Origin of the sequence: Pseudomonas sp. CCC3.1 (genome assembly GCF_034347405.1) — a bacterium.
Taxonomy (GTDB): domain Bacteria; phylum Pseudomonadota; class Gammaproteobacteria; order Pseudomonadales; family Pseudomonadaceae; genus Aquipseudomonas.
On sequence record NZ_CP133778.1, the window covers coordinates 1822247 to 1847381 of the forward strand.

At 58.9% G+C, this 25135-nt stretch carries 24 protein-coding genes; all 24 read left to right on the forward strand.

Features of this window, described 5'->3' with window-relative positions; all coding sequences use genetic code 11:
• The first annotated feature begins 5 nt into the window (after nt 1-5).
• The gene (locus RHM56_RS08220) at nt 6-1595 is read left to right on the forward strand and encodes a flagellar hook-associated protein 3 (protein WP_322240321.1); all 1590 of its coding nucleotides are present in this window, start codon (nt 6-8) and stop codon (nt 1593-1595) included.
• A 462-nt stretch (nt 1596-2057) separates the two neighbouring features.
• The gene (locus tag RHM56_RS08225) at nt 2058-2987 is read left to right on the forward strand and encodes a ketoacyl-ACP synthase III (RefSeq protein WP_322240323.1); all 930 of its coding nucleotides are present in this window, start codon (nt 2058-2060) and stop codon (nt 2985-2987) included.
• A gap of 329 nt (nt 2988-3316) precedes the next feature.
• On the forward strand, nt 3317-5059 hold the full coding sequence (locus RHM56_RS08230; protein ID WP_322240326.1) for a flagellin: 1743 nt from the start codon (nt 3317-3319) through the stop codon (nt 5057-5059).
• A 252-nt stretch (nt 5060-5311) separates the two neighbouring features.
• Entirely contained in the window at nt 5312-6673 is a 1362-nt protein-coding gene (fliD, locus tag RHM56_RS08240) for a flagellar filament capping protein FliD (RefSeq protein WP_322240328.1), read from the forward strand.
• 97 nt (nt 6674-6770) lie between these two features.
• Nucleotides 6771-7160, forward strand: coding sequence for a flagellar export chaperone FliS (gene fliS / locus RHM56_RS08245; RefSeq protein ID WP_322240331.1), 390 nt, complete (start codon nt 6771-6773; stop codon nt 7158-7160).
• Nucleotides 7161-7184: 24 nt separating this feature from the next.
• Entirely contained in the window at nt 7185-7478 is a 294-nt protein-coding gene (locus tag RHM56_RS08250; protein WP_019409941.1) for a hypothetical protein, read from the forward strand.
• A 177-nt stretch (nt 7479-7655) separates the two neighbouring features.
• Nucleotides 7656-9131 carry a sigma-54 dependent transcriptional regulator gene (locus RHM56_RS08255; RefSeq protein WP_322240334.1) on the forward strand — a complete coding sequence of 492 codons (1476 nt, stop codon included), beginning with the start codon at nt 7656-7658 and terminating at the stop codon, nt 9129-9131.
• A gap of 362 nt (nt 9132-9493) precedes the next feature.
• Nucleotides 9494-10654 (forward strand): sensor histidine kinase, encoded by a 1161-nt coding sequence (locus RHM56_RS08260; protein ID WP_322240336.1) that lies wholly within the window; start codon nt 9494-9496, stop codon nt 10652-10654.
• A 5-nt stretch (nt 10655-10659) separates the two neighbouring features.
• A complete protein-coding gene (locus RHM56_RS08265; protein ID WP_322241730.1) occupies nt 10660-12039 on the forward strand; it encodes a sigma-54 dependent transcriptional regulator in 1380 nt (459 codons plus the stop codon).
• A gap of 129 nt (nt 12040-12168) precedes the next feature.
• A complete protein-coding gene (gene fliE, locus RHM56_RS08270; RefSeq protein ID WP_322240338.1) occupies nt 12169-12501 on the forward strand; it encodes a flagellar hook-basal body complex protein FliE in 333 nt (110 codons plus the stop codon).
• 15 nt (nt 12502-12516) lie between these two features.
• Nucleotides 12517-14304: a flagellar basal-body MS-ring/collar protein FliF gene (fliF, locus tag RHM56_RS08275; RefSeq protein ID WP_322240340.1), complete on the forward strand. Its 1788-nt coding sequence runs from the start codon at nt 12517-12519 to the stop codon at nt 14302-14304.
• The gene (gene fliG / locus RHM56_RS08280; protein WP_322240342.1) at nt 14297-15319 is read left to right on the forward strand and encodes a flagellar motor switch protein FliG; all 1023 of its coding nucleotides are present in this window, start codon (nt 14297-14299) and stop codon (nt 15317-15319) included. The genes fliF and fliG overlap by 8 nt, the downstream gene beginning before the upstream one ends.
• Entirely contained in the window at nt 15320-16090 is a 771-nt protein-coding gene (gene fliH / locus RHM56_RS08285; protein ID WP_322240346.1) for a flagellar assembly protein FliH, read from the forward strand.
• Nucleotides 16080-17438 carry a flagellar protein export ATPase FliI gene (gene fliI / locus RHM56_RS08290; protein ID WP_322240348.1) on the forward strand — a complete coding sequence of 453 codons (1359 nt, stop codon included), beginning with the start codon at nt 16080-16082 and terminating at the stop codon, nt 17436-17438. The genes fliH and fliI overlap by 11 nt, the downstream gene beginning before the upstream one ends.
• A gap of 6 nt (nt 17439-17444) precedes the next feature.
• The gene (fliJ, locus tag RHM56_RS08295) at nt 17445-17897 is read left to right on the forward strand and encodes a flagellar export protein FliJ (protein WP_322240351.1); all 453 of its coding nucleotides are present in this window, start codon (nt 17445-17447) and stop codon (nt 17895-17897) included.
• A 144-nt stretch (nt 17898-18041) separates the two neighbouring features.
• On the forward strand, nt 18042-18347 hold the full coding sequence (locus tag RHM56_RS08300; protein WP_322240355.1) for an STAS domain-containing protein: 306 nt from the start codon (nt 18042-18044) through the stop codon (nt 18345-18347).
• Nucleotides 18344-20059, forward strand: coding sequence for a fused response regulator/phosphatase (locus RHM56_RS08305; protein ID WP_322240357.1), 1716 nt, complete (start codon nt 18344-18346; stop codon nt 20057-20059). Before RHM56_RS08300 ends, RHM56_RS08305 begins: the two co-directional genes overlap by 4 nt.
• A gap of 31 nt (nt 20060-20090) precedes the next feature.
• A complete protein-coding gene (locus RHM56_RS08310; RefSeq protein WP_322240359.1) occupies nt 20091-20456 on the forward strand; it encodes an Hpt domain-containing protein in 366 nt (121 codons plus the stop codon).
• A gap of 75 nt (nt 20457-20531) precedes the next feature.
• Nucleotides 20532-21809 (forward strand): flagellar hook-length control protein FliK, encoded by a 1278-nt coding sequence (locus RHM56_RS08315; RefSeq protein ID WP_322240362.1) that lies wholly within the window; start codon nt 20532-20534, stop codon nt 21807-21809.
• 150 nt (nt 21810-21959) lie between these two features.
• A complete protein-coding gene (gene fliL, locus RHM56_RS08320; RefSeq protein WP_322240364.1) occupies nt 21960-22451 on the forward strand; it encodes a flagellar basal body-associated protein FliL in 492 nt (163 codons plus the stop codon).
• Nucleotides 22452-22460: 9 nt separating this feature from the next.
• Nucleotides 22461-23429, forward strand: a complete 969-nt coding sequence (gene fliM / locus RHM56_RS08325) for a flagellar motor switch protein FliM (RefSeq protein ID WP_322240366.1) — start codon at nt 22461-22463, stop codon at nt 23427-23429.
• 57 nt (nt 23430-23486) lie between these two features.
• Nucleotides 23487-23951 carry a flagellar motor switch protein FliN gene (gene fliN, locus RHM56_RS08330; RefSeq protein ID WP_322240368.1) on the forward strand — a complete coding sequence of 155 codons (465 nt, stop codon included), beginning with the start codon at nt 23487-23489 and terminating at the stop codon, nt 23949-23951.
• On the forward strand, nt 23952-24392 hold the full coding sequence (gene fliO / locus RHM56_RS08335) for a flagellar biosynthetic protein FliO (RefSeq protein ID WP_322240370.1): 441 nt from the start codon (nt 23952-23954) through the stop codon (nt 24390-24392).
• Complete coding sequence (gene fliP / locus RHM56_RS08340) at nt 24392-25135, forward strand: flagellar type III secretion system pore protein FliP (protein WP_322240373.1); 744 nt, start codon at nt 24392-24394, stop codon at nt 25133-25135. The genes fliO and fliP overlap by 1 nt, the downstream gene beginning before the upstream one ends.

Consider the following 25135-nt stretch of genomic DNA (forward strand, 5'->3'; position numbering starts at 1 on the left):
CGACGATGCGTATCTCTACTGCCCAGTTTTTTGAGTCGACCAGCACCACCTACCAGAACAACTTCTCGTCGGTGATCAAGACCCAGCAGCAGATCGACTCCGGCGTGCGGATCCAGACCGCCGCAGATGACCCGGTGGGTGCGGCGCGCTTGCTGCAATTGCAGCAGCAGAAAGACATGCTGGGCCAATACACCACCAACATGAACAGCATCAAGTCGTCGCTGAGCAATCAGGAAAGCGTGCTCGACAGCATCAATACCGCGTTGCAAAAGGCCGGTGAACTGGCCCTGCGGGCGGGCGGTGTGATTGTCGACGCCGACCGTACCGCCATTGCCAACGAGTTGGGGAGCATCGAAGACCAGGTGTTCAGCCTGCTCAACAGCAAAGATGCCTCGGGCAACTACATGTTCTCGGGCTCCAAGACCGATACCCCGCCTTACACCCGCAACAACGACGGCACGTACACCTATCAGGGCGATGACACCCAGCTCAACCTCAAAGTCTCGGACACCCTGAGCATGGCCAGCAGCGACACGGCCAAAAGCTTTATGGAGAACTCGGTCAATACCGGGCGTACCCAAGCCACCTTGCAGCCGGTCCTGGACGCAGATGGCGCGGTGGTACCGGACAATGGCGTGGTGTCGGTGTCGTCAGGCTTGATCACGTCGAGCGCGGTGTTCAACAAAAGCTTTGCGGCAGGCCAGCCTTACACGCTGGAACTCACCAGCAGCACTCAATACAAATTGACTGACGCCAATGGCAAAGACGTGACCTCGGAAGTGCCAGGCAATGGCGTGTTCGATTCGACCAAGGACGGCGGGCACAGCGTCAGCCTGCGCGGGGTGTCGTTCGACATCAACCTGAACCTCAAAGACGTAGCAGCGGCGGACCAGGATGCGGCGGTCGCGGGGCATTCGTTTACCTTGCAGGCCAAGCCAGACACCTTCAACGCCTCGCGGACCCCGAGCAACACCTCGACGGCGCAGGTCACCGGTTCGACCGTGACCAATGAAAGCACCTACAGCGACAGCTTTCCGGGCAATGGCGCGGTGATCAAATTCACCAGCGACACCGAGTACGAGGTCTACGCCCAGCCAGTGACCGACAGCAGCAAATCGATTGCCAAGGGCACACTGACCGATGGTTCGCTCAACGCCATGGGGGTCAAGCTGGACTTCACGGGGGCGCCAGCGTCGGGCGATCAGTTTGTGGTCAGCAAAAACAATCACCAAAGCCAAAGCGCGCTGGACACCATCAGCCAGTTGCGCAAAGCGCTGGTCATCCCGAGCGAAAAGGACCCGGCGGCTCAGCAAATCCAGAAGGACGCGATCAACACCGCGATTGGCAACCTGAAAAACGCCAGCACCAGCATTGACGCGGCGCGCGGTTCCATTGGTGCGCGCCTGAGCGCGGTGGACGTTCAGTCAGACGAAAACATCAGCTTGGGTTTGGCCAACGACTCCACCACTGCCGCGATTGGCAACACCGACGTGGCGAGTGCGGCGACGCAACTGGCGTTCCAGAAATCCATGCTTGAAGCCTCGCAACTGGCGTTCGTCAAAATTTCCCAATTGAGCCTGTTCAACCAGCTCTAAGCCCACACGTGGGACGGCCTCGTAGCAGTTGCCGAGCTTTACGAGGCTACGTCCGATTGCGGAGCGATCGTAAATCCTGAGCGCCTGATCTAATTGAAGGACCGCAATAGTCTATTTACGGCTGCTACGCAGCCGGACGTAGCCTCGCGGGGCTCGGCAACTGCTACGGTTGTGGCGCATCAACACAGTGCCCCCATATGGCCAATCCCCTCCTGCTCTCTGAAATCTTTTGTTAAAAACCCCACAAAATAGAGTGACCTGTGAGTCACAACGCGCATCTTCACTGTATCGTGTGAAACGTACGGGCGGGTGCCGGCCCATTTTCAGCTGTTTTGTGTGGTTATTTGCAAGGTTTCAGGCGCCCATTTTCGCCGCTGTTGCGCGCGACAAAGCCCTCTTATTGTCACGCCCCTCGATTGTGCGAGCGGGTGATCTCCAGCTATTCAGTATTGGGAAGCCACAATGATTGGCATTAAAAGCATCGCCAGTTACGTGCCGGCAAACGGTGTAGACAACTACGCCCAAGGCGCGAAGTTCTCCAAGGACGAAGACTTCATTCTGGGCAAGATTGGCTCGGCGTTTTTGCCGCGCAAAGATGCTGACCAGGAAACCTCGGACCTGTGCGTCGAAGCCGTCAACGCACTGTTCGCCAACAACCCGCAGCTCAAGCGCGAATCCATCGACGCGCTGATTGTCGTCACCCAAAACGGCGACGCCGAAGGCCTGCCGCACACCGCCGCCATCGTGCAAGACAAACTGGGCCTGCCGACCCACGTGGCCGCGTTCGACATTTCTCTGGGTTGCTCGGGTTACGTCTACGGCATCTACGCGATGAAAGGCTTTATGGAAGCCACGGGCCTGAAAAACGGTCTGCTGGTGACCGCCGACCCGTATTCGAAAATCGTTGATCCTGAAGACCGCAACACCACCATGCTCTTCGGCGATGCGGCCACCGCCACCTGGATGGGCGAAGATGCCCCTTGGCAGTTGGGCAAAGCCAAATTTGGCACCGACGGCTCGGGCGCACCGCATTTGAAAGTCAGCGACGGCGTGTTCTTCATGAACGGTCGCCAGGTGTTCAACTTTGCTCTGCTCAAAGTGCCTGCACACCTGCACGAATTGCTCGACGAATCTGACCTCAAGGCATCCGACATCGACGCTTTCTGCATCCACCAGGGCAGTGCGGCGATTGTTGACGCCGTGGCGCGTCGTTTCGAAGAAAGTGACCCCGAGAAATTCATCAAAGACATGGTAGAGACCGGCAACACCGTGTCATCGAGCATTCCGTTGCTGCTGGAAAAGCACGTGATGGACGCCACCTGGAAGCGCGTCGCCCTGAGCGGCTTCGGCGTGGGCCTGTCGTGGGGCTCGGCGATTATCTACCGACCTTAAACGGCGGCTAGACATACAAAACGCCCATGGCCTGATAAGCCATGGGCGTTTTGCGTTGTGCGCGACCTGCTTATGTAGGAGCGAGCTTGCTCGCGATCTTTTGATCTTTTAAAAGATCGCGAGGCAAGCTCGCTCCTACAAGGATCTGCGCTTTGCTAACCCGCGCAACCCCTTGAAACACAAGGGATGGCCCCCGGCCAGTAAAAAAATTCAAAAAAGCCCTCAAGCATCCTGCCATCACGACGATAACTATTACGAAGGTTCTCTTGGCCACACCCGGCGGTTGCCAGGGCCGGAAGCCGCAGTAATCACCCAATGAGGATTTCGTCATGGCTTTATCTGTAAATACCAACGTAACGTCCCTGACCGTTCAGAAGAACCTGAACAAGGCCGGCGATGCGCTGAGCACCTCGATGACCCGTTTGTCTTCCGGCCTGAAAATCAACAGCGCCAAAGACGACGCGGCTGGCCTGCAAATGGCCAACCGTCTGACTTCGCAGACCAAAGGCATGACCGTAGCAATCGCCAACGCCAACAACGGCAACTCGATCGCTCAGACCGCTGAAGGCGCGATGCAAGAGTCGACCAACATTCTGCAACGTCTGCGTGAACTGGCTCTGCAGTCCGCGAACGGTGACAAAAGCGACGCTGACCGTGCGTCCCTGCAACAAGAATTCACAGCAAAAACCGGTGAACTGACCCGTATTGCTCAAACCACTACCTACGGTGGTCGTAACATCCTGGACGGTTCGTTCACTAACCAGTCCTTCCAGGTCGGCGCTGATGCCAACCAGACCATTTCGTTCGGCATGAGCGATATCAGTGCTACTGCTTTGAAGGGCTCTTACAGCGAAGCAAGCGCTAACAGCACCGCTTTGACGGGGTTGACTGCGTCGACTACCGGTACGGCGTTGGGTCAGAAGGCACAGGTTACAGGTACTGATGCTGGTGCCACTACGGCTACAGATACGATCAAGATAAATAATGTCGTGATTTCATTGGATGCCGCCGCAGCCGGTGAAGCCTCGGGTATTGCTGCAGCGAAAGCCATCAACGAGCAAAGTGCCAACACTGGAGTAACTGCTACTTCGGATAAGGATGGGAAGCTCACTTTGTCGTCGAAGGGCGATATTAAGCTTGAAGCCGTAATGGATCCCGATACAACAGCAACTCCTCCTGGCCCTGATGTTAAGAACGAAGGTTTGGCTAACCTCGGTTTAACCGAAGCCACTACTTCTGCTAAAGCCGTAGAGCTTACGACACCTATGGGTGCAGCCGGTGGCGTCACTGTTAACGGCAAAGATGTAGCGTGGGAAGCTGATACAAAGGTGTCAGAGATTTTGACTAAGCTGACGGACGCAGCAGGCACCGGTTCCACAGCCAGCTTTAAAGAAGGCCGCTTTTCTCTAACCACCAGCGATGGCAAAGACATCAAACTGGCTAACACTGTAGGCGGCTCGTTGGCTCAGTTGGGTCTGTCGGCAGGTTCTTCCCAGGCAAAATTGACCGAAGACACTTCGATTGAACTGAACGGCGTTGAAGTCAAGTTCAAGAAGGGCGATAGCGCAGACGCAATCGTTTCCTCGATCAACAGCGCCAGCACCGGTGTAACGGCCAGCAAAAATGATGACGGCACGCTGAAGCTGTTCTCTAACAAAGACATCACCATCAAGGATGGCGCTGCCGGTTCGGGCCTGAAAGCACTGGGTCTGACTGATGCTTCGGCTGCTGGCACTGCGAAAGCAACCACCGTTGAAACCAGCGTTGCCAGCCTGAGTGTTCTGACCGCCGCTGATTCGCAGCGTACCGTTCAGGCGCTGGCTGATGCGATTCAACAGATCGACACCCAGCGTTCGGCTTTGGGTGCTGTGCAAAACCGTTTCGACAGCACTGTGGCCAACCTGCAAAGCATCTCCGAGAACTCCACCGCTGCACTGGGTCGCGTTCAGGACACTGACTTCGCTTCCGAAGCGGCTCAGCTGACCAAGCAACAAACCCTGCAACAGGCTTCGACTGCGATCCTGTCTCAGGCGAACCAACTGCCTTCCGCTGTGATGAAACTGCTTCAGTAATTTCAGCGCTCGGTTGATAACGGAAGGGCGCGTTTACGCGCCCTTTTGTTTTTTTCAGAGGTGAGGTGATTCGCCAGTTGCCTTCAGAAGTCGCTCTAAAGCTCGCGCAAAATCTGGCAGACCCGAATAGCCTGCTTTTTAACGCCAGCGCTTGAAGGTGGCATGAAATGTGAAGCTATCCGTGGCTTCGGCATTCTTTGTCAATAAAGTGTTCGCCAGCCAAGCGGCAGCCACCGGATAAGGAGAATAAAGATGGCCAGTTCAACCATTACAGGTGTGGGTTCGGGGTTCGATACGGTCGGTATCGTAAAAGCCTTGGTCGATGCCGAAAAGGCACCCAAACAGGCTCAAATAACCAAGCTTCAAACAACGACCACGACCCAGCTGTCGGCGGTGGGCACCGTGAAAGCCTCGCTTGAGACGTACCGCACAGCCATTGCCAAGCTCAACAGTGTCTCCAGTTTCAACGGGTTGGCGGCGACGTCATCCGACGAAAAAATTTCCAAGGTCACCCTCGGCGACAAAGCCGCCAGCGGTACCTATGCGCTAAAAGTCACGCAATTGGCGACGGCGCCAAAAATCACCAGCAAGGTGTTTGAAGGCAGTTCGGCAGTCGTTAACGCCAGCGAAAAAGATCAAACCCTGACCCTCTCGCAGTCCGACAGCAGCTACGACGTGACTATTCCGGCGGGCGCGACCATGCAGCAGACCCGCGATGCGATCAACACGCAGCTGCAATCCAAAGGCTTCAGCGCCAACGTCCTGACGGACGCCAACGGCTCGCGTCTGGTGATCAGTTCGCAGACCACCGGCAAAGGGTCCGACATCACCATTAGCGGTGACTCAGAGCTGGCTACGGGCTATGACGCCGGTAAACCGCCGGTCAATGCTGAATACACCATCGACAACATTGCCATGGAGTCGACGAGCAACAAGGTGACGTCGGCCATCAGCGGCGTGAGCCTTGAGTTGCTGGACACCAAGGAGTCCACGATTACCGTGGCGTCCAACACCACGACCCTGAAAACCTCGGTGCAGTCGTTTGTGAGTGCGTACAACGCGCTGATGACCAGTATCAACACGCAAACCAAAGTGACCGCCACCGGCGATGCGGCGACCACCACCACCGGCGCCCTGACCGGTGATTCGTCGATGCGCCAACTGGTCAACGGTATCCGCAGCGAGCTGCTGCAAAATACCAGCGGCTCTTCCATCGGCAACCTGGCGCAAATGGGCATCAGCACCGACCAGAAAACCGGCTTGCTGACCCTCGACGACACCAAGTGGAACGCCGCCGTGGCGCTGCCTAACGGTGCGACCGAGATTGCCAAGGTGTTTGCCGGTGACACCGGTTTGATCTCGCGCATGACCAAAGCCACCGACAGCTATGTGGGGACGGCCGGGCTGCTGACCACCCGTGCGGCTGACTTGAATACCAAGCTGACGGACCTGACGACTCAACAGAGCGATCTGGATCGTCGAATGGACTCGCTGAAAACATCCCTGACCGCCAAATACACGGCGATGGACGGCCTGATCGCCAAGATCAACGCCAGCAGCTCCAGCATCATGACCACGCTTAATTCGTTGAATAATCCGAAGTCCGATAGCTGATTTTTCAGTGTGTAAGGCTTGGCTTCGTGGCTAAAGTTTTCAGCGCCACAGTCGACATAAGGGTTAAGTCCCAGACAATTTGTTACGAGGTAAGAACATGAACCCGATGCGCGCCCTTCGTCAGTATCAGAAGGTCAATTCCCACGCTCAAATTTCCGAAGCCAGCCCACATCGTCTGATTCAGATGCTGATGGAAGGCGGGCTGGAGCGTATGGCGCAAGCCAAAGGCGCGATGAGCCGTGGCGATGTGCCGCAGAAGGCCATGTTGCTGACCAAGGCGATCGACATCATCACCGGCCTGCGCCAAGGCCTGGATGAAGAAAAGACCGACGACAAGGCTGCATTGCAGCAACTGGACAGCCTGTACGAATACATGACGGTGCGTCTGGCGCAGGCTAATTCCAAGAACGACCCTGAAATCATCGACGAAGTCGCGCGCCTGTTGATCACTGTGAAAAGTGGTTGGGACGAGATCGCGCCACAATAAACGTAATGGCCTGAGGAGTGCGTCATGAGCCAATTGCAACGAATTCAAGAAACCCGTGACGCGCTGATTGACGCGTTGGCTGCGCGTAATTGGGACGCCATTGGCGAGCTGGATTCAGCGTGCCGTGAGTGTGTCGAGACGGTGCTGGACGAAACGCCGCTGGACGAGGCGGTGCTGCGGGAGAATCTGGAGGGCTTGTTGGTGGTGTATCGCATGCTGCTGGAAGCCGCGACAGATGAGCGGCAACTGGTGGTCGAGCAAATGGCGCAGATCAACCAAGCAAAAAATGCCTCAAAGGTTTACCATCTATTCGGTTAAGGCATAAGAAGTATGGGGTTAATCCCTTTGGCAGCGCCATAAATTTGACTGTGTATGTTTTTTTGACTTAACTAGTGCGTATTCTGATTTCAGTCGTCTTAAAGATCCAACAGGGTTAGGGCGACTAGCGTGCCCAAACTATCCGGGCACTGAGTTGACTAGGGAAGTTGCTATTGCATGTGGCGTGAAACCAAAATTCTGCTGATTGATGACGATAGCGTCCGCCGCCGCGATTTGGCGGTGATTTTAAGTTTTCTCGGCGAAGAGAATTTAACCAGCCCCAGTCACGAGTGGGAGCAGGCGGTCAGTGCTTTGGCTTCCAGCCGTGAAGTGCTCTGTGTGCTTATCGGCACGGTGAGTGCCGTGGGTGGTCTCTCAGCGCTGCTTAAGACACTGGCAACCTGGGATGAGTTCCTGCCCATTATGCTGTTGGGCGATATTTCTTCGGCCGATCTGCCAGACGACCAGCGGCGCCGGGTGTTGTCCAGCCTCGAAATGCCTCCCAGCTACAGCAAATTGCTTGATTCCCTGCACCGTGCCCAGGTCTATCGTGAGATGTACGATCAGGCCCGTGAGCGCGGTCGTCATCGTGAACCCAATTTGTTTCGCAGCTTGGTCGGCACCAGCCGGGCGATTCAGCACGTGCGTCAGATGATGCAGCAAGTGGCCGATACCGACGCCAGTGTGTTGATTCTCGGTGAGTCCGGGACGGGCAAGGAAGTGGTCGCGCGTAACCTGCACTACCACTCCAAGCGCCGCGACGCGCCATTTGTGCCGGTCAATTGCGGGGCGATTCCCGCTGAACTGCTCGAAAGTGAGTTGTTCGGTCACGAAAAGGGCGCCTTCACCGGCGCAATCACCAGCCGCGCCGGGCGTTTTGAACTGGCCAATGGCGGCACGCTGTTCCTCGATGAAATTGGCGACATGCCGCTGCCGATGCAGGTCAAACTGCTGCGCGTCTTGCAGGAGCGTACCTTTGAGCGCGTGGGCAGCAACAAGACCCAAAGCGCTGATGTGCGGATCATTGCCGCGACGCACAAAAACCTCGAAAGCATGATTGAAATCGGCGCTTTCCGCGAAGATTTGTACTACCGCCTCAACGTGTTCCCGATTGAAATGGCGCCGTTGCGTGAGCGGGTGGAAGACATTCCGCTGCTGATGAACGAGCTGATTTCGCGCATGGAGCACGAAAAGCGCGGTTCGATCCGCTTCAATTCCGGCGCCATCATGTCCTTGTGCCGTCATGCATGGCCGGGCAACGTTCGTGAGCTGGCCAACCTGGTCGAGCGCATGGCGATCATGCACCCGTACGGGGTGATTGGCGTCGCAGAGCTGCCGAAGAAATTCCGTTACGTGGACGATGAAGACGAGCAGTTGGTCGACAGCTTGCGCAGCGACATGGAAGAGCGCGTGGCCATCAACAACAGCGCCCCGGACTTCAGCGCCACGGCGATGCTGCCACCTGAAGGCCTGGACCTCAAAGACTACCTTGGCGGGCTGGAGCAAGGCTTGATCCAGCAAGCGCTGGACGACGCCAACGGCATCGTGGCCCGCGCTGCCGAACGCCTGCGGATTCGCCGCACCACCCTGGTTGAAAAAATGCGCAAATACGGCATGAGCCGTCGCGAAGGCGAAGAACAGACAGAGGATTGACGCGCTCGACGGTCCGTAGCAGTTGCCGAGCTTTGCGAGGCAACGTCCGATTGCGCAGCGATCGTAAATTCTGAGACTCCGATTTAACTGAAGGTCTGCGATGGCCTGTCTACGACTGCTGCGCAGCCGGACGTAGCCTCGCAAAGCTCGGCAATTGCTACGAGGTTTTGAAGGCTACGATCTGTTGATACAGATCAAAAGATCGCAGCCTGTGGCAACTCTCGCGGCTAATCGTTTTCTTTCGGGCACGGGTATTGCTTTGCTTGGGCTAACGAACCGTTTTATGACGGTCAGCCAAGCGAGAACACGCCATGCCTCATGCCGCCCAACAGTCCTCGGTCCCTGATCTCGCCGGGTCTGCCATGTCTCTAGCAACGACGCCCGCTACCGCGGCGCAGCTTGAGCAGGCGTTCTTGTTGTTCAATCAAATGTCGACCCAGTTAACCGACTCCTACAGCGTGCTTGAAGCCCGGGTGACCGAGCTTAAAGGCGAGCTGGCGTTGGCCGGTGAGCAGCGCATGGCTGAGCTGGCCGAAAATGAACGCCTGGCTAATCGTCTGCAACATCTGCTCGATCTTTTGCCTGGCGGGGTCATCGTGATTGATGGCAATGGTCGGGTGCGCGAGGCCAACCCGGCGGCGTGCGAGCTGTTGGGCCTGCCGCTGGAAGGCGAATTGTGGCGCCATGTGATTGCTCGCTGCTTCGCCCCGCGTGAAGACGATGGTCACGAAGTGTCGCTCAAAGACGGACGTCGATTGTCGATTGCGACCCGTTCGCTGGACCCGGAACCGGGGCAGTTGGTGTTGCTCAATGACCTGACAGAAACCCGGCGCCTGCAAGACCAGCTCGCCCGGCATGAGCGCTTGTCGTCTCTGGGGCGGATGGTCACTTCTCTGGCGCATCAGATCCGCACGCCCTTGTCTGCCGCGTTGATCTACGCCAGCCACTTGACCGAGCAGGCATTGCCTGTCGAGACCCAGCAGCGCTTTGCCGGACGCCTGAAGGAGCGCCTGCACGAACTGGAGCACCAGGTGCGCGACATGCTGGTGTTTGCCCGTGGCGAGCTGCCGCTGGCAGATCGGGTCTCCCCGAAAGCCTTGATGCAGGCGCTGCAAGCGGCGGCGCAGACTCATGTTCAGGGGGTGTCAATGCGTTGGCAGTGCGACCTGCATGCTGGCCTGGTGCTGTGCAACCGCGACACCTTGGTCGGCGCGTTGCTCAACCTGATTGAAAATGCCCTGCAAGCGGGCGCTGTGCGGCTAAAAGTCCACGTCTACAGCCGCGACAACACCTTGCGGCTGTGCGTGAGCGACAGCGGCAGCGGCATCGAACCCAAGGTGCTGGAGCGTCTGGGCGAACCGTTCTTTACCACCAAGGCCACTGGCACCGGGCTCGGGCTGGCAGTGGTCACGGCCGTGGTGCGCGCGCACCAGGGCGACTTGTCATTACGCTCGCGGCTGGGGCGCGGCACCTGCGCCTTGCTCAGCCTGCCGTTGATTCCTGGCGCCGGGGAGGCCAACTGATGGCGATGCACCTCAAGGTATTGCTGGTCGAAGATGACCACGCCCTGCGCGAAGCGTTGGCTGACACGTTGCTGCTCGCCGGGCACGACTTCAAGGCGGTCGGCTCCGGCGAGGACGCGCTGCTGGCCGTGGCGGGCGAGTCGTTCAGTCTGGTGGTCAGTGACGTCAACATGCCGGGCATGGATGGCCATCAACTGCTCAGCCGCCTGCGTGCCAGCCACCCGCAATTGCCGGTGTTGCTGATGACGGCTCACGGCGCGGTGGAGCGTGCAGTAGACGCCATGCGCCAAGGCGCGGCGGATTATCTGGTCAAGCCCTTCGAGCCCAAAGCCTTGCTCGATCTGGTGGCCCGTCATGCCTTGGGCAGCCTGGGTGCGGCCGATGCTGAAGGCCCGGTGGCGGTCGAACCGGCCAGCGCACAACTGCTGACGCTGGCAGCGCGGGTGGCACGCAGCGATTCGACGGTGTTGATTTCCGGCGAGTCAGGCACCGGCAAGGAAGTGCTGGCGCGGTACATTCACCAGCATTCCCAGCGCGTTACTCAGCCGTTTGTAGCGATCAACTGTGCGGCGATCCCGGACAACATGCTTGAAGCTACCTTGTTTGGTCATGAGAAAGGCTCGTTTACCGGCGCGATTGCGGCGCAGGCAGGCAAGTTTGAGCAAGCGGATGGCGGCACGTTGTTACTCGATGAAATCTCGGAAATGCCGTTGGGCTTGCAAGCCAAACTGCTGCGGGTGCTGCAAGAGCGCGAAGTGGAGCGTGTGGGCGGGCGCAAGCCGATTGCTCTGGATATTCGCGTGGTCGCCACCACTAACCGCGACCTGGCGGGCGAAGTGGCGGCGGGGCGCTTCCGTGAAGACTTGTACTACCGGCTTTCGGTGTTCCCGCTGGCCTGGAGTCCGTTGCGCGAGCGTACCGCCGACATTCTGCCGCTGGCCGAGCGGCTGCTGGCTAAGCACATCAGCAAAATGAAACACGCGCCGGTGCGTTTTTCGGCGCAGGCCCAGGCATGCCTCATCGGCTACCCGTGGCCGGGCAACGTGCGAGAGCTGGATAACGCCATTCAACGGGCCCTCATCCTGCAACAGGGCGGGTTGATTGAGGCGGCAGACTTTTGCCTCGCCGGGCCGGTAGCGTGTGCGCCTTTGCCGGTGATGGCTCCAGCGAGTGCAGCGGCACCTGCCGAATCGGCCGGAGCCTTGGGTGATGACCTGCGCCGTCGCGAGTTTGAAATGATCATCGACACCTTGCGTGCTGAGCGTGGGCGGCGCAAAGAAGCCGCCGAACGCCTGGGCATCAGCCCGCGCACCTTGCGTTACAAGCTGGCGCAAATGCGCGATGCCGGGATGGATGTCGAGGCTTACTTGTTTGCTGCCACCTGAAGCCCGCGCCTGCGACGATTTGTAACGTTAATTGTGCGAAAACGACAAAGAGCTGGCACCCTTGTTGCTACATCTCGGTAAGCGCTTTGAAAGTGTCAAAAAAATGCGGGTCGTCGGAGGCAGTTGTCCATGAGCCAAGGTATTGAATTCAATCGATTGATGCTGGATATGCGGGCCATGCAAATGGACGCCATGGCGCAATCGAAATCGACTGTGCAGGCCGCGCCTGAAGCGGGTGCGCCGAGCTTTTCCGACATGCTCGGCAACGCGATCAACAAGGTCAGCGACACGCAGCAGGCGTCGTCACAGCTGTCCAACGCGTTCGAAATCGGTAAAACCGGTGTAGACCTGACTGACGTGATGATTGCATCGCAAAAGGCCAGTGTTTCCTTTCAAGCATTGACTCAAGTTCGTAACAAGCTGGTTCAAGCCTACCAAGACATCATGCAGATGCCGGTTTAAGGACGCTATCAAGTCATGGCAGATGCACTCCCAGAGAACGTTCCGGCCAAGGCAGGCTTGGGTGGCGGCAAAGGTCCGCTGTTCGGCTTGTCCTTTCTGGACAACCTGGCCGAGATGACCATGTTGCGTCAGGTCGGCCTCATGGTCGGCCTGGCAGCGAGCGTGGCGATTGGTTTTGCCGTGGTGTTGTGGTCGCAACAACCCGATTACCGGCCGCTGTATGGCAGCCTGGCCGGTATGGATGCCAAGCAGGTCATGGAAACCCTGGCCGCCGCTGATATTGCCTACACCGTTGAGCCCAATTCCGGTGCCTTGCTGGTCAAGGCCGATGACGTCTCACGTGCGCGACTCAAGCTCGCCGCCGCGGGCGTTAGCCCCACAGACAGCAATATCGGTTTTGAGATCCTCGACAAGGATCAGGGTCTGGGCACCAGTCAGTTCATGGAAGCCACGCGTTATCGCCGCGGTCTCGAAGGCGAGTTGGCGCGGACCATTTCCAGCCTGAACAACGTCAAGGGTGCCCGTGTGCATCTGGCGATTCCTAAAAGCTCGGTGTTCGTGCGCGATGAGCGCAAACCCAGCGCTTCGGTGCTGGTGGAGCTGTATGCCGGGCGTTCGCTGGAACCAGGCCAGGTGCTGGCGATCATCAACCTGGTGGCCACCAGCGTGCCCGAGCTGAACAAGTCCCAGATCACCGTGGTCGACCAAAAAGGTAACTTGCTGTCGGATCAGGCGGAAAACTCCGAGCTGACCATGGCTGGCAAGCAATTTGACTACAGTCGCCGCATGGAAGGCCTGCTCACCCAGCGTGTGCACAACATTCTGCAACCGGTGCTGGGCAATGATCGCTACAAGGCCGAAGTGTCGGCGGACGTCGATTTCAGCGCCGTCGAGTCCACTTCCGAACAGTTCAACCCCGATCAACCGGCCTTGCGCAGCGAGCAGTCGACCAGCGAGCAGCGCACGGCCAGCAATGGCCCGCAAGGTGTTCCGGGTGCGTTGAGCAACCAGCCGCCGAGCCCGGCAACAGCGCCGCAGCAAACCGGTCAGGCCGGGGCGGGCGGTGCAGGCATGATCCAGCCAGGGCAGCCATTGCTGGATGCCAACGGCCAGCAAATCATGGACCCGGCCACTGGCCAGCCAATGCTGGCGCCGTACCCGGCAGACAAGCGCTCACAGTCGACCCGCAACTTTGAACTCGATCGCTCCATCAGTCACACCAAGCAGCAACAGGGCAGGGTCAATCGCTTGTCGGTGGCCGTGGTGATCGACGATCAGGTCAACGTCAACCCGGCCAACGGCGAAGTGACCCGTGCGCCGTGGAGCACCGATCAACTGGCGCGCTTCACCCGGCTGGTCCAGGACGCGGTCGGCTTCGATGCCAGCCGTGGTGACAGCGTGAGCGTGATCAACGTGCCGTTCTCGACCGAACGTGGCGAAGTGATTGCCGACATCCCGTTCTACTCGCAGCCGTGGTTCTGGGATGTGGTCAAACAAGTGCTGGGGGTGCTGTTTATTCTGGTGCTGGTGTTCGGCGTGCTGCGCCCGGTGCTCAACAACATCACCGGTCATGGTCGCAAAGGCGTAGCCGGTATTGGCAGCGACGCTGAGATGGGCGGCATGGGTGGACTGGACGGCGAGTTGGCCAATGACCGCGTCAGCCTGGGCGGCCCGCAAAGCATCATGTTGCCAAGCCCTAGCGAGGGCTATGACGCCCAATTGAACGCGATCAAGAGTCTGGTAGCCGAAGACCCGGGCCGCGTGGCCCAGGTTGTCAAAGAATGGATCAACGCTGATGAGTGATAACCGAGCTGCCGCCAACGCCAAGCTGACCCGGGTCGACAAAGCGGCGATCTTGCTGCTGTCGCTTGGCGAAACCGATGCCGCCCAAGTGCTGCGGCACATGGGGCCCAAAGAAGTACAGCGCGTAGGCGTGGCGATGGCGCAGATGCGCAATGTGCATCGCGAGCAGGTCGAACAGGTGATGAGTGAGTTCGTCGAAATCGTCGGCGACCAGACCAGCCTGGGCGTCGGTTCCGACAGCTACATTCGCAAAATGCTCACCTCGGCGCTGGGCGAAGACAAGGCCAATGGCCTGATCGACCGCATTCTGCTGGGTGGCAACACCAGCGGCCTCGACAGCCTGAAGTGGATGGAGCCGCGTGCAGTGGCCGACGTGATTCGCTTCGAACACCCACAGATTCAGGCCATTGTTGTGGCTTACCTCGACCCCGATCAGGCGGGCGAAGTGCTCGGTCACTTCGACCAAAAGGCGCGTCTGGACATCATCCTGCGCGTGTCCTCGCTCAACACCGTGCAACCGGCGGCGTTGAAAGAACTGAACCAGATTCTCGAAAAACAGTTCTCCGGCAACTCCAACGCTGCCCGCACCTCGCTGGGCGGCATCAAGCGTGCGGCCGACATCATGAACTTCCTCGACAGCTCGATGGAAGCGCAACTGATGGACTCGATCCGCGACATCGACGAAGACCTGTCCGGCCAGATCGAAGACCTGATGTTCGTCTTCAACAACCTGGCGGATGTCGACGACCGGGGCATTCAGGCGTTGTTGCGCGAAGTGTCTTCGGACGTGCTGGTGCTGGCGCTCAAGGGCTCCGACGACAACGTTCAGGAAAAGATTTTCAAGAACATGTCCAAGCGCGCCGCCGAACTGTTGCGCGACGACCTCGAAGCCAAAGGCCCGGTGCGCGTCAGCGATGTCGAAACGGCGCAGAAAGAAATCCTCACCATTGCCCGCCGTATGGCCGAAGCCGGAGAAATCGTTCTCGGCGGGAAGGGCGGCGAAGAGATGATCTAAGTGAGCAATGGTGAGTCGCCCGGAGATGTAATTCGCGCCAAGGATGTCGGGGCTTTCGATGTATGGGGGCTGCCCAGTTTTGACCCTTACCAAGAGCCGGACGAAGAGCCGGAGCCCGAGCCGGTTGAAGAACTCCCTGTCGACAGCGAAGAAGTGCCGCTCGACGAAGTGCAGCCGCTGACCCTCGAAGAACTCGAAAGCATCCGCCAGGAAGCCTGGAACGAAGGCTTTGCCACGGGCGAAAAAGAAGGCTTTCACAGCACCCAGCTCAAGGTGCGCCAAGAAGCGGAAGTGGCCTTGAGTGCCAAAGTCGGCAGTCTTGAGCGCCTGATGAGCAGTTTGCTGGCGCCGTTGGCCGAACAAGACCAGCAACTTGAAAAAGCCATGGTCGGGTTGGTCGAACACATGACCCGGTTGGTGATTCAGCGCGAGCTGAAAACCGATTCAAGCCATATCGAACAGGTGCTGCGTGACGGCTTGAAACTGCTGCCGATGGGCGCTGACAACATTCGCCTGTTTATCAACCCGCAAGACTTTGACCAGATCAAAGCCCTGCGCGAGCGCCATGACGAGCACTGGCGGATTGTCGAAGACGACAGCCTGCAACCCGGAGGCTGCCGCATCGAGACTGAGCACAGTCGCATCGACGCCAGCATTGAAACGCGGATCAAGCTGTCGATGAGTCAGTTGTTTGATCAGCTGCACGAGCAATCGCTGCACCCGGCGGCACCAGACATCGACGTCGATCTGGACCAATCCGATGCGCCTTAAGCGCACCAGCTTCGCCAAGCGCTTGGGCAGCTACGCCCCGGCGGTGTCATTACCCGCGCAACCGGTGGTCGAAGGGCGCCTGTTGCGCATGGTCGGCCTGACCCTCGAAGCCGAAGGCCTGCGTGCCGCCATGGGCAGTCGCTGCCTGGTGATCAACGACGACAGCTTTCACCCGGTCGAAGTTGAAGCCGAAGTCATGGGGTTTTCCGGCAGCAAAATTTTCTTGATGCCAGTGGGCAGCGTGGCAGGCATCGCGCCGGGTGCTCGGGTGGTGCCGTTGGCGGATACCGGTCGTTTGCCGATGGGCATGAGCATGCTCGGTCGGGTGCTCGACGGCGCGGGCCGGGCGCTGGATGGCAAAGGTCCGATGAAGGCCGAAGACTGGGTGCCGATGGACGGCCCGACCATCAACCCGCTCAAGCGTGACCCTATCAGCGTGCCGCTGGACGTGGGCATTCGCAGCATCAACGGTTTATTGACGGTTGGCCGCGGCCAGCGTCTGGGCCTGTTTGCCGGTACGGGTGTGGGCAAGAGCGTGCTGTTGGGCATGATGACGCGCTTCACCGAGGCCGACATCATCGTGGTCGGTCTGATCGGGGAGCGGGGCCGTGAGGTCAAGGAGTTCATCGAGCATATTCTCGGAGCAGAAGGCCTCAAGCGTTCGGTGGTGGTCGCGTCGCCTGCCGATGACGCGCCGCTGATGCGTCTGCGGGCGGCCATGTACTGCACGCGGATTGCCGAGTACTTTCGCGACAAGGGCAAAAACGTCCTGCTGCTGATGGACTCCCTGACCCGTTTCGCCCAGGCCCAGCGAGAAATTGCCCTGGCCATTGGCGAGCCGCCCGCGACCAAGGGCTATCCGCCGTCCGTGTTCGCCAAGCTGCCCAAGCTGGTTGAGCGGGCCGGTAATGCGGAGGCCGGTGGCGGTTCGATTACTGCGTTTTACACCGTTTTGTCCGAAGGCGATGACCAGCAAGACCCGATTGCCGACTCGGCGCGGGGTGTGCTCGACGGCCACATCGTGCTGTCGCGGCGTTTGGCCGAAGAAGGCCATTACCCGGCCATCGACATTGAAGCGTCCATCAGCCGGGTCATGCCCTCGGTGGTCAGCGCCGAGCACATGCGCCGTGCGCAGCAATTCAAGCAGCTGTGGTCGCGCTTCCAGCAAGCGCGGGACTTGATCAGCGTGGGTGCTTACGTGCCGGGTGGCGACCGCGAGACCGACACGGCCATCAGTTTGCAGCCCGCGATGGTGGCGTACCTGCGTCAAGGGCTGAACGACAACATCAGCCTGGGCGAAAGCAGCGGCCACCTGGGCACAATCTTCGCTCCAGCCGCGGGGGGTTAAGCGATTATGGCCAGCGGAGGAAGAGCGGCGCGTCTGGCGCCGGTGGTCGAAATGGCCGAAAAAACCGAGAAGGCCGCCGCCCAGCGTCTGGGGCATTTTCAGGGGCAGGTCAATCTGGCCAACAGCAAACTCGGCGACCTTGAGAACTTTCGTGGCGAATACCAGTTGCAATGGGTCGAGCGCGGCAGCCAGGGCGTGACCGGTCAATGGCTGCGTAACTACCAATACTTCCTCAATCAGCTCGAAACAGCGGTTGGCCAGCAGCGTCAGAGCTTGCAGTGGCATGAAAACAACCTCAACAAAGCCCGCGAGACCTGGCAGCAGGCCTATGCCCGGGTCGAAGGGCTGCGCAAGCTGGTCCAGCGCTACGCCGACGAAGCACGCCAGCTCGAAGACAAGCGCGAACAAAAACTGATGGATGAACTGTCCCAGCGCCTGCCACGCCAACAGGTTTATTGACCTCCCCCTGTAGGAGCGAGCTTGTCTCGCGATCTTTTGATCGTTTACAAGATCGCGAGGCAAGCTCGCTCCTACAGGTCCAGCTCATTTGCGCAAAGCGTCTATAGTTGTGGGTCAACCGACATCGGACACAGGAGCAGCCACATGGCAGTGACTTCGCACGTATCAGGCGATGGCAAAAAGCTGACGATTGCCATCAAGGGCCGGTTTGATTTTGGCACGCATCAAGCATTTCGTGAGGCTTACGAAAAGAGCGAAAAAAAGCCCGACTCGATTGTCGTGGATTTAAAAGAAGCCACCTACCTCGACAGTTCGGCGCTGGGCATGCTGTTGTTGCTGCGTGACCATGCAGGGGGCGATAACTCGGATGTGCGGGTGGTGAACAGCAACGCTGATGTCCGCAAAGTGCTGGCGATCTCCAACTTCGACAAGCTGTTCGACATTAATTGAGCAGCCCATTGCCGCAAGCGCATGGCCTGACGATATTGATCGCCGAGGACAGCGCCGCTGATAGGCTGTTGTTGGCCAGTATCGTGCAGCGCCAGGGCCATAACGTCTTGTTGGTCAGTAATGGCGCCGAGGCGGTGGAGGTATTCCGCCAGCAGCGCCCGCATCTGGTGCTGATGGACGGCCTGATGCCCGTGATGGACGGCTTTGAAGCCACGCGCCAGATCAAGGCACTGGCTGGAGAGGTGCTGGTGCCGGTTATCTTTCTGACCTCACTCAACCATGCCGATGCCTTGACCCGAACGCTTGAGGCGGGCGGGGATGACGTGCTGATCAAGCCGTACAATCCTTTGCTGCTGGCAGCCAAAATCACCGTGATGGACCGTCTGCGCCGCTTGCAGGAAACCGTCCTGCAACAGCGTGATCTGATCGCCCGGCACAATGAGTACCTGCTCAATGAACAGCGAGTGGCCAAGGCCGTGTTTGATCGGGTCGCGCATTCGGGCTGTCTGAGTGCGGGCAATATCCGTTATCGACAGTCGCCGTACGCCTTGTTCAATGGTGACTTGCTGCTGGCCGCTTACACGCCGTCGGGCGATACCCACGTGCTGCTGGCCGACTTCACTGGCCATGGTTTACCGGCGGCCATTGGTGCGATGCCGCTGTCGGAAGTGTTCTACAGCATGACGGCCAAGGGCTACGGCCTGGGCGAAATGCTGCGTGAAATGAATGCCAAGCTCAAACGTATCCTGCCCGTCGACATGTTCTGCTGTGCCACGCTGGTGTGCGTCAGTGCGGCGCGACGTAGCGTCGAGGTGTGGAGTGGCGGCATGCCCGATGGCTATCTGCAAGCAAGGGCTGCGGGGCAACGCATCACGCTGACCTCGCAACATTTGCCATTGGGGGTCTTGAAGGCCAAGGCGTTTGACCATTCGACGCAGGTCTTGCCGATGCTCCCCGGTGATCAATTGTTTTTACTCACCGATGGGGTCACAGAGACCAGCGGCCCGGATGACCAGTTGTTTGGCGTGGAACGGTTGCAGCGCGTGCTGGAGGCCAATCGCGAGCCGCAGCACTTGATCGACGAGGTAGAGCAAGCCCTGCGTGATTTTCAGGGCTGCACGCGCGATGACGTGAGCATGGTGCAGATCACCTCGCAACTGCCGGAGCATCCGGGCATGCCGGTCATGCTTTACACCGACAGCGGTCAATGCAGCCCGCTCGACTGGTCGGCCAGTTTTGAGTTTCGTGCCTCAACGCTGCAACAATTCAATCCGCTGCCTTATTTGCTGCACTTGCTGATGGAAGTCCACGGGCTGCGTGCGCAAGGGGCGGTGATTCATTCTGTCTTGTCCGAGCTGTACAGTAATGCGCTGGAGCATGGCGTACTGGGGCTCGATTCTCAGCTCAAGCGTGACGCCGAAGGTTTTACAAGATATTACCAATTGCGCAATCAGCGCTTGGCTAAGCTACAAAGTGGTTTCGTGCGTGTTTCGATGCAGGTGATGCCAGGCCCGAGGGGTGGGCGGCTGGCGCTTGACGTTGAAGACAGTGGCCAAGGCTTTGATGTCGCCAAGATGCTGGCCAGGCCGCTTGAGCGTGATCGTTTGTCGGGGCGCGGGCTAAATCTGGTACGCCAACTGTGCCCGGCAGCGCGTTGGTCCGACGAGGGTCGAAAGTCGACCGTAGAGTTTTCATGGGAGGCTCTGGCATAATCCGCCACATTCTTGATCAAGGAGTGAACAAGTGTCTGATATTCATATGGATGAGCAAGTCATCAGTTCGTTGCGCGAGGTGATGGAAGGGGGGTTTGCAGACCTGCTGGACACCTTTCTCTCAGATTCCGAAGAACGTATCGACCAATTGCACAATGTCCAGGAAGTCCGCGACCTGACTCTGGTTGCGCACAGCTTCAAAGGCAGCAGCAGCAACATGGGCGCCACCCGCCTGGCGTTGTTGTGCGGTCAGCTCGAAGAACGTGCGCAAAAGAAGCAGTTGGCGGACATCAAAGAGCTGGTCAGCGAAATTAATGATGAATATCAAATGGTCCGCCAACTTTATCGTGCTGAGCGCCAGCGGGTAATCGTTTCCAGTTACGTCCCGCGGAACTGACGTTAAAGCTGGCCCGAACCTTGCTCTGTCTCTTTGATCTGTACCTATGCCAGCCGTACAGCGGAGACTTTGCCAATGCCACTCGCCGCCAATCCGTTACTCCAGACACCTGCTGTTGCTGCGTCCAAAGCAACGGTGGCCAACGCTGCACAGCCCGACGTCGGGCCTGCAAAGTCAGGGGCTGAGCATTTTTCCAAGGTCTATGCCAAAGCGTCTGATGCCCCGTCCGCTGACACGAGCCGCAAGGCTGGCGCCAAGCATGAAGCAGTCAATGACAGCGCCGAGCAAAGCCCTCCAGGCATTGCCGATAGCGGCAAACACTTGCCTGCTGGCAAGAGCAAAGACACCGATCCGCATGACAAACCGCTCAAGCCTGACGAATCCCAATCGGCTGCCGATGTGCCTGCGTCCACGGCAGTAGCGCCCTCAGCACCTCCTGTTGCCGAAGTCCCGCCGCCCACGGTGCCTGCACAACCTGACATTCAGTCTGCGCAATTGGCTGCCGCCGCCATCGCGGCGCAAACCCAGCCATCGCCTGCCGTAGAGGCGGATGACAGTTTTGACCCGCAGGCAGACCCGCTGGATGACATGCCAGCGGTGCGATTGGCGATGGAGCAGGGTGGTCATGTGTCTGCCAGCAGTCAGTCGGCGGCCAAGAACGTTCAGTCAGATAATTCGACCTCGACGGCCCAAGGTCAGCCGAGCGGTATCGCCATGCTGATCGATCCGAAAGCCGATGGGTCCACCGGTGGTGAAGGCGGCGAGAAGGCGTTCAAGGGCTTGGTTGACGAGGGGCTGAAAGACCTGAAAAGCGCGTCCAGCGACACTCGGGTCGATGACTTCGCCAATCGCCTGGCTGCTCTGACTCAAGCCGCCGTTCCAAAAACGGCCAATGCGTTGCCGGTTAACCAGCCGTTGGCGATGCACCAGAGTGGCTGGACCGAGGAAGTGGTCAATCGCGTGATGTACCTGTCCAGCGCCAACCTCAAATCGGCCGACATCCAACTGGAGCCAGCAGAGCTGGGGCGGCTGGATATTCGGGTCAACATGGCGGCCGACCAGTCGGCGCAAGTCAATTTCATAAGCGGTCACGCGGGCGTGCGAGAAGCGCTGGACAGCCAGATGCACCGCCTGCGTGACATGCTGGCCCAGCAGGGCATGAACCAGGTCGACGTTAACGTGTCGGACCCATCGCGCAGTTGGCAGGGCCAAGGCCAGGAGCAGCACGCTCAAGGCCGTTCCACTGGCCAGCGGCTCCAAAGTGGTGGTGAAGAGGACGTCTCTGTCGCGGTGCCTGAGCCTGTAGCCCCAAGCATCGTGCTGGGCTCCAGCGCCGTGGACTACTACGCCTGACCCCGCACGCCACCCCCCTGTAGGAGCGAGCTTGCCTCGCGATCTTTTGATCTTTTACAAGATCGTGAGGCAAGCTCGCCACTACATGGCATAACACTTGCTCTGCCTAGTCATGCACCTGTGAAAACCCCAAAGTGACGGATTATTGGCATGGCGACGAGCGACGCAGTAAAAGATCCCGCCGACAAAGGCAAACTCAAGCTGATTATCCTGATCGTCGTGGGCGTACTGCTGGCCATCGGCGTGTCTGTGGGGGCCACCTGGTACTTCATGAGCGGCGACAAAAGCGCGCCGCCGCCGGTGGCTGAATCCAGCGCCAAGCCCGCCGCCATTTACGAGCCGCTGCCTCCTGCCTTTGTCGTCAATTTCAATGACAACGGCCGCCAGCGCTATCTGCAGGTGAGTGTCACCTTGCAGGCGCGTGATCAAAATGACCTCAATGCACTCAAGGTGCATATGCCGGTGATCCGCAACAATCTGGTCATGCTCTTTTCCGGACAGACCTTTGACAGCCTGGCGACCCCCGTGGGCCAGGAAATGTTGCGTCAGAAAACCACTGCCAGCGTGCAGGAAGTCGCGCAAAAAGAACTCGGCAAAGTGGTCATTGATCAAGCGCTCTTTACTAACTTCGTATTGCAGTAGGACCACGACATGGCCGTGCAAGACCTGCTGTCCCAGGATGAAATTGACGCGCTGTTGCATGGCGTCGATGACGGTCTGGTACAGGCCGAAGCCGCCGCCGAGCCCGGTAGCGTCAAAAGTTACGACCTGACCAGTCAGGACCGGATTGTCCGGGGCCGCATGCCGACCCTGGAAATGATCAACGAGCGTTTCGCCCGTTACACCCGCATCAGCATGTTCAACATGCTGCGCCGCTCGGCCGACGTGGCAGTGGGCGGGGTGCAAGTGATGAAGTTCGGCGAGTACGTGCACTCGCTGTACGTGCCCACCAGCCTCAATCTGGTCAAGATCAAGCCGTTGCGCGGCACCGCGCTGTTCATCCTCGACGCCAAGCTGGTGTTCAAGCTGGTGGACAACTTCTTCGGCGGCGACGGCCGTCACGCCAAGATCGAAGGCCGCGAATTCACCCCCACTGAGTTGCGGGTTGTGCGCATGGTGCTGGAGCAAGCCTTCATCGACTTGAAGGAAGCCTGGCAGGCGATCATGGAGGTCAATTTCGAGTACATCAACTCGGAAGTGAACCCGGCCATGGCCAACATCGTCGGCCCTAGCGAAGCCATTGTGGTCTCGACCTTTCACATCGAACTCGATGGCGGTGGCGGCGACCTGCACGTGACCATGCCGTATTCGATGATCGAGCCCGTGCGTGAAATGCTCGATGCCGGTTTCCAGTCCGATCTGGACGATCAAGACGAACGCTGGAGCAAGGCCCTGCGCGAAGACGTGCTGGACGTCAGCGTGCCGTTGAGCGCCACCGTCGCCCGGCGTCAATTGCGCCTGCGCGATATTTTGCACATGGCGCCTGGGGACGTGATCCCGATCGAATTGCAGGACGAATTGGTGATGCGCGCCAATGGCGTGCCCGCCTTCAAGGTCAAACTGGGCTCGCACAAAGGCAACCTTGCCTTGCAAGTGGTCGAGCCCATCGTTCGGCGCTAAGCGCTGGGCCACACATATTTGCTGTGCTAATGATTCACTGCTCGCCGAGGACACCCGATGGCTAACGAACACGATACAACTGCTGCTGACCAGGCGCTGGCTGATGAATGGGCAGCAGCGCTGGAAGAAACCGGCGATGTTGGCCAGGCCGATATTGACGCACTGCTGGCCGCCGATGCTGCCAAAAAGCCTGCTTCCAATCGTTTGCCGATGGAAGAGTTCGGCAGCGTGCCGCGCAATAACGACCCGGTCTCGCTGGACGGTCCCAACCTGGACGTGATTCTGGACATTCCGGTGTCGATCTCCATGGAAGTGGGCAGCACCGACATCAACATTCGCAACCTGCTGCAACTCAACCAGGGCTCGGTGATCGAGCTGGATCGTCTGGCCGGTGAGCCGCTGGACGTGCTGGTCAACGGCACCTTGATTGCTCATGGTGAAGTGGTCGTGGTCAACGAAAAGTTTGGCATCCGTCTGACCGACGTGATCAGCCCAAGCGAACGCATCAAGAAGCTTCGCTGAATGAAATGGGTTCTCGGCGGTTTCCTGGCGTTACCTTTGAGCGTGCTGGCGGCAGAACCGGTGACCAGCGCAGCCACGGCCGTTGCGCCGGTGGCTGGCAGCAGCCTGGGTGGGCAGTTGACGCAATTGGTGCTGGGCTTGTTGCTGGTGCTGGGGTTGATCTTTGCCTTGGCCTGGCTGCTGCGCCGGGTTCAGCAAACCGGGCCGCGCCACGGGCAGGTTATTGAGTTGATCGGCTCACGGGCGCTGGGCACGCGTGACCGACTGGTGCTGGTGCAAGTGGGCAATGAGCAAATCCTGCTTGGCCTTACACCGGGCCGTATCACGCCGCTGCACGTGCTCAAAGAGCCTGTCTCGGTGCCGGGCAACTCAGAGCCGGCAACCCCGGAGTTCGCCAAGCGATTGATGGAAATACTCGGTCAGCAAAAGGACAAGCCGTAATGCGTTTAGTTGTTGCGCTGTTGTTGGCGTTGCTCGCACCTGCAGCATTCGGGGCTGACCCGCTGTCGATTCCGGCGATCACCCTGGGCACCGGGGCCAACGGCCAGCAAGAGTATTCGGTCAGCCTGCAAATTTTGCTGATCATGACCGCCCTGAGCTTTATCCCGGCGTTCGTGATGCTGATGACCAGCTTTACGCGGATCATCATCGTGTTCTCGATCTTGCGTCAGGCGCTGGGCCTGCAACAAACCCCGTCCAACCAGATCCTGACCGGCATGGCGCTGTTCTTGACGATGTTCATCATGGCGCCGGTGTTCGACAAGGTGAATCAAAACGCCTTGCAACCGTACCTCGCGGAAAAACTCACGGCCCAGGACGCGATTCTCAAAGCCGAAGGCCCGATCAAGGATTTTATGCTGGCGCAGACCCGCACCAGCGACCTTGAGCTGTTTATGCGTTTGTCCAAGCGCACAGACATCCCGACGCCCGACGCGGCGCCGCTGACCATTCTGGTGCCGGCGTTTGTCACCTCCGAGCTGAAAACCGCGTTCCAGATCGGCTTCATGATCTTCATCCCGTTCCTGATCATCGACCTGGTCGTGGCCAGTGTGCTGATGGCCATGGGCATGATGATGCTCTCGCCGCTGATCATCTCGTTGCCGTTCAAAATCATGCTGTTTGTATTGGTCGATGGTTGGGCGCTGATTATCGGCACCCTGGCCAGCAGTTTCGGCGGAGTCTGA

Bases quoted from the DNA above. Each gene is read 5' to 3' on its own strand.
- RHM56_RS08255 (WP_322240334.1), top strand. From the start codon at position 7,656: ATGTGGCGTGAAACCAAAATTCTGCTGATTGATGACGATAGCGTCCGC.
- RHM56_RS08250 (WP_019409941.1), top strand. From the start codon at position 7,185: ATGAGCCAATTGCAACGAATTCAAGAAACCCGTGACGCGCTGATTGAC.
- RHM56_RS08300 (WP_322240355.1), top strand. From the start codon at position 18,042: ATGGCAGTGACTTCGCACGTATCAGGCGATGGCAAAAAGCTGACGATT.
- fliD (WP_322240328.1), top strand. From the start codon at position 5,312: ATGGCCAGTTCAACCATTACAGGTGTGGGTTCGGGGTTCGATACGGTC.
- fliP (WP_322240373.1), top strand. From the start codon at position 24,392: ATGCGTTTAGTTGTTGCGCTGTTGTTGGCGTTGCTCGCACCTGCAGCA.
- RHM56_RS08260 (WP_322240336.1), top strand. From the start codon at position 9,494: ATGTCTCTAGCAACGACGCCCGCTACCGCGGCGCAGCTTGAGCAGGCG.
- fliL (WP_322240364.1), top strand. From the start codon at position 21,960: ATGGCGACGAGCGACGCAGTAAAAGATCCCGCCGACAAAGGCAAACTC.
- fliM (WP_322240366.1), top strand. From the start codon at position 22,461: ATGGCCGTGCAAGACCTGCTGTCCCAGGATGAAATTGACGCGCTGTTG.
- RHM56_RS08225 (WP_322240323.1), top strand. From the start codon at position 2,058: ATGATTGGCATTAAAAGCATCGCCAGTTACGTGCCGGCAAACGGTGTA.
- fliO (WP_322240370.1), top strand. From the start codon at position 23,952: ATGAAATGGGTTCTCGGCGGTTTCCTGGCGTTACCTTTGAGCGTGCTG.
- fliF (WP_322240340.1), top strand. From the start codon at position 12,517: ATGGCAGATGCACTCCCAGAGAACGTTCCGGCCAAGGCAGGCTTGGGT.
- RHM56_RS08315 (WP_322240362.1), top strand. From the start codon at position 20,532: ATGCCACTCGCCGCCAATCCGTTACTCCAGACACCTGCTGTTGCTGCG.
- RHM56_RS08265 (WP_322241730.1), top strand. From the start codon at position 10,660: ATGCACCTCAAGGTATTGCTGGTCGAAGATGACCACGCCCTGCGCGAA.
- RHM56_RS08230 (WP_322240326.1), top strand. From the start codon at position 3,317: ATGGCTTTATCTGTAAATACCAACGTAACGTCCCTGACCGTTCAGAAG.
- fliI (WP_322240348.1), top strand. From the start codon at position 16,080: ATGCGCCTTAAGCGCACCAGCTTCGCCAAGCGCTTGGGCAGCTACGCC.
- RHM56_RS08220 (WP_322240321.1), top strand. From the start codon at position 6: ATGCGTATCTCTACTGCCCAGTTTTTTGAGTCGACCAGCACCACCTAC.
- fliE (WP_322240338.1), top strand. From the start codon at position 12,169: ATGAGCCAAGGTATTGAATTCAATCGATTGATGCTGGATATGCGGGCC.
- fliJ (WP_322240351.1), top strand. From the start codon at position 17,445: ATGGCCAGCGGAGGAAGAGCGGCGCGTCTGGCGCCGGTGGTCGAAATG.
- fliG (WP_322240342.1), top strand. From the start codon at position 14,297: ATGAGTGATAACCGAGCTGCCGCCAACGCCAAGCTGACCCGGGTCGAC.
- fliS (WP_322240331.1), top strand. From the start codon at position 6,771: ATGAACCCGATGCGCGCCCTTCGTCAGTATCAGAAGGTCAATTCCCAC.
- fliN (WP_322240368.1), top strand. From the start codon at position 23,487: ATGGCTAACGAACACGATACAACTGCTGCTGACCAGGCGCTGGCTGAT.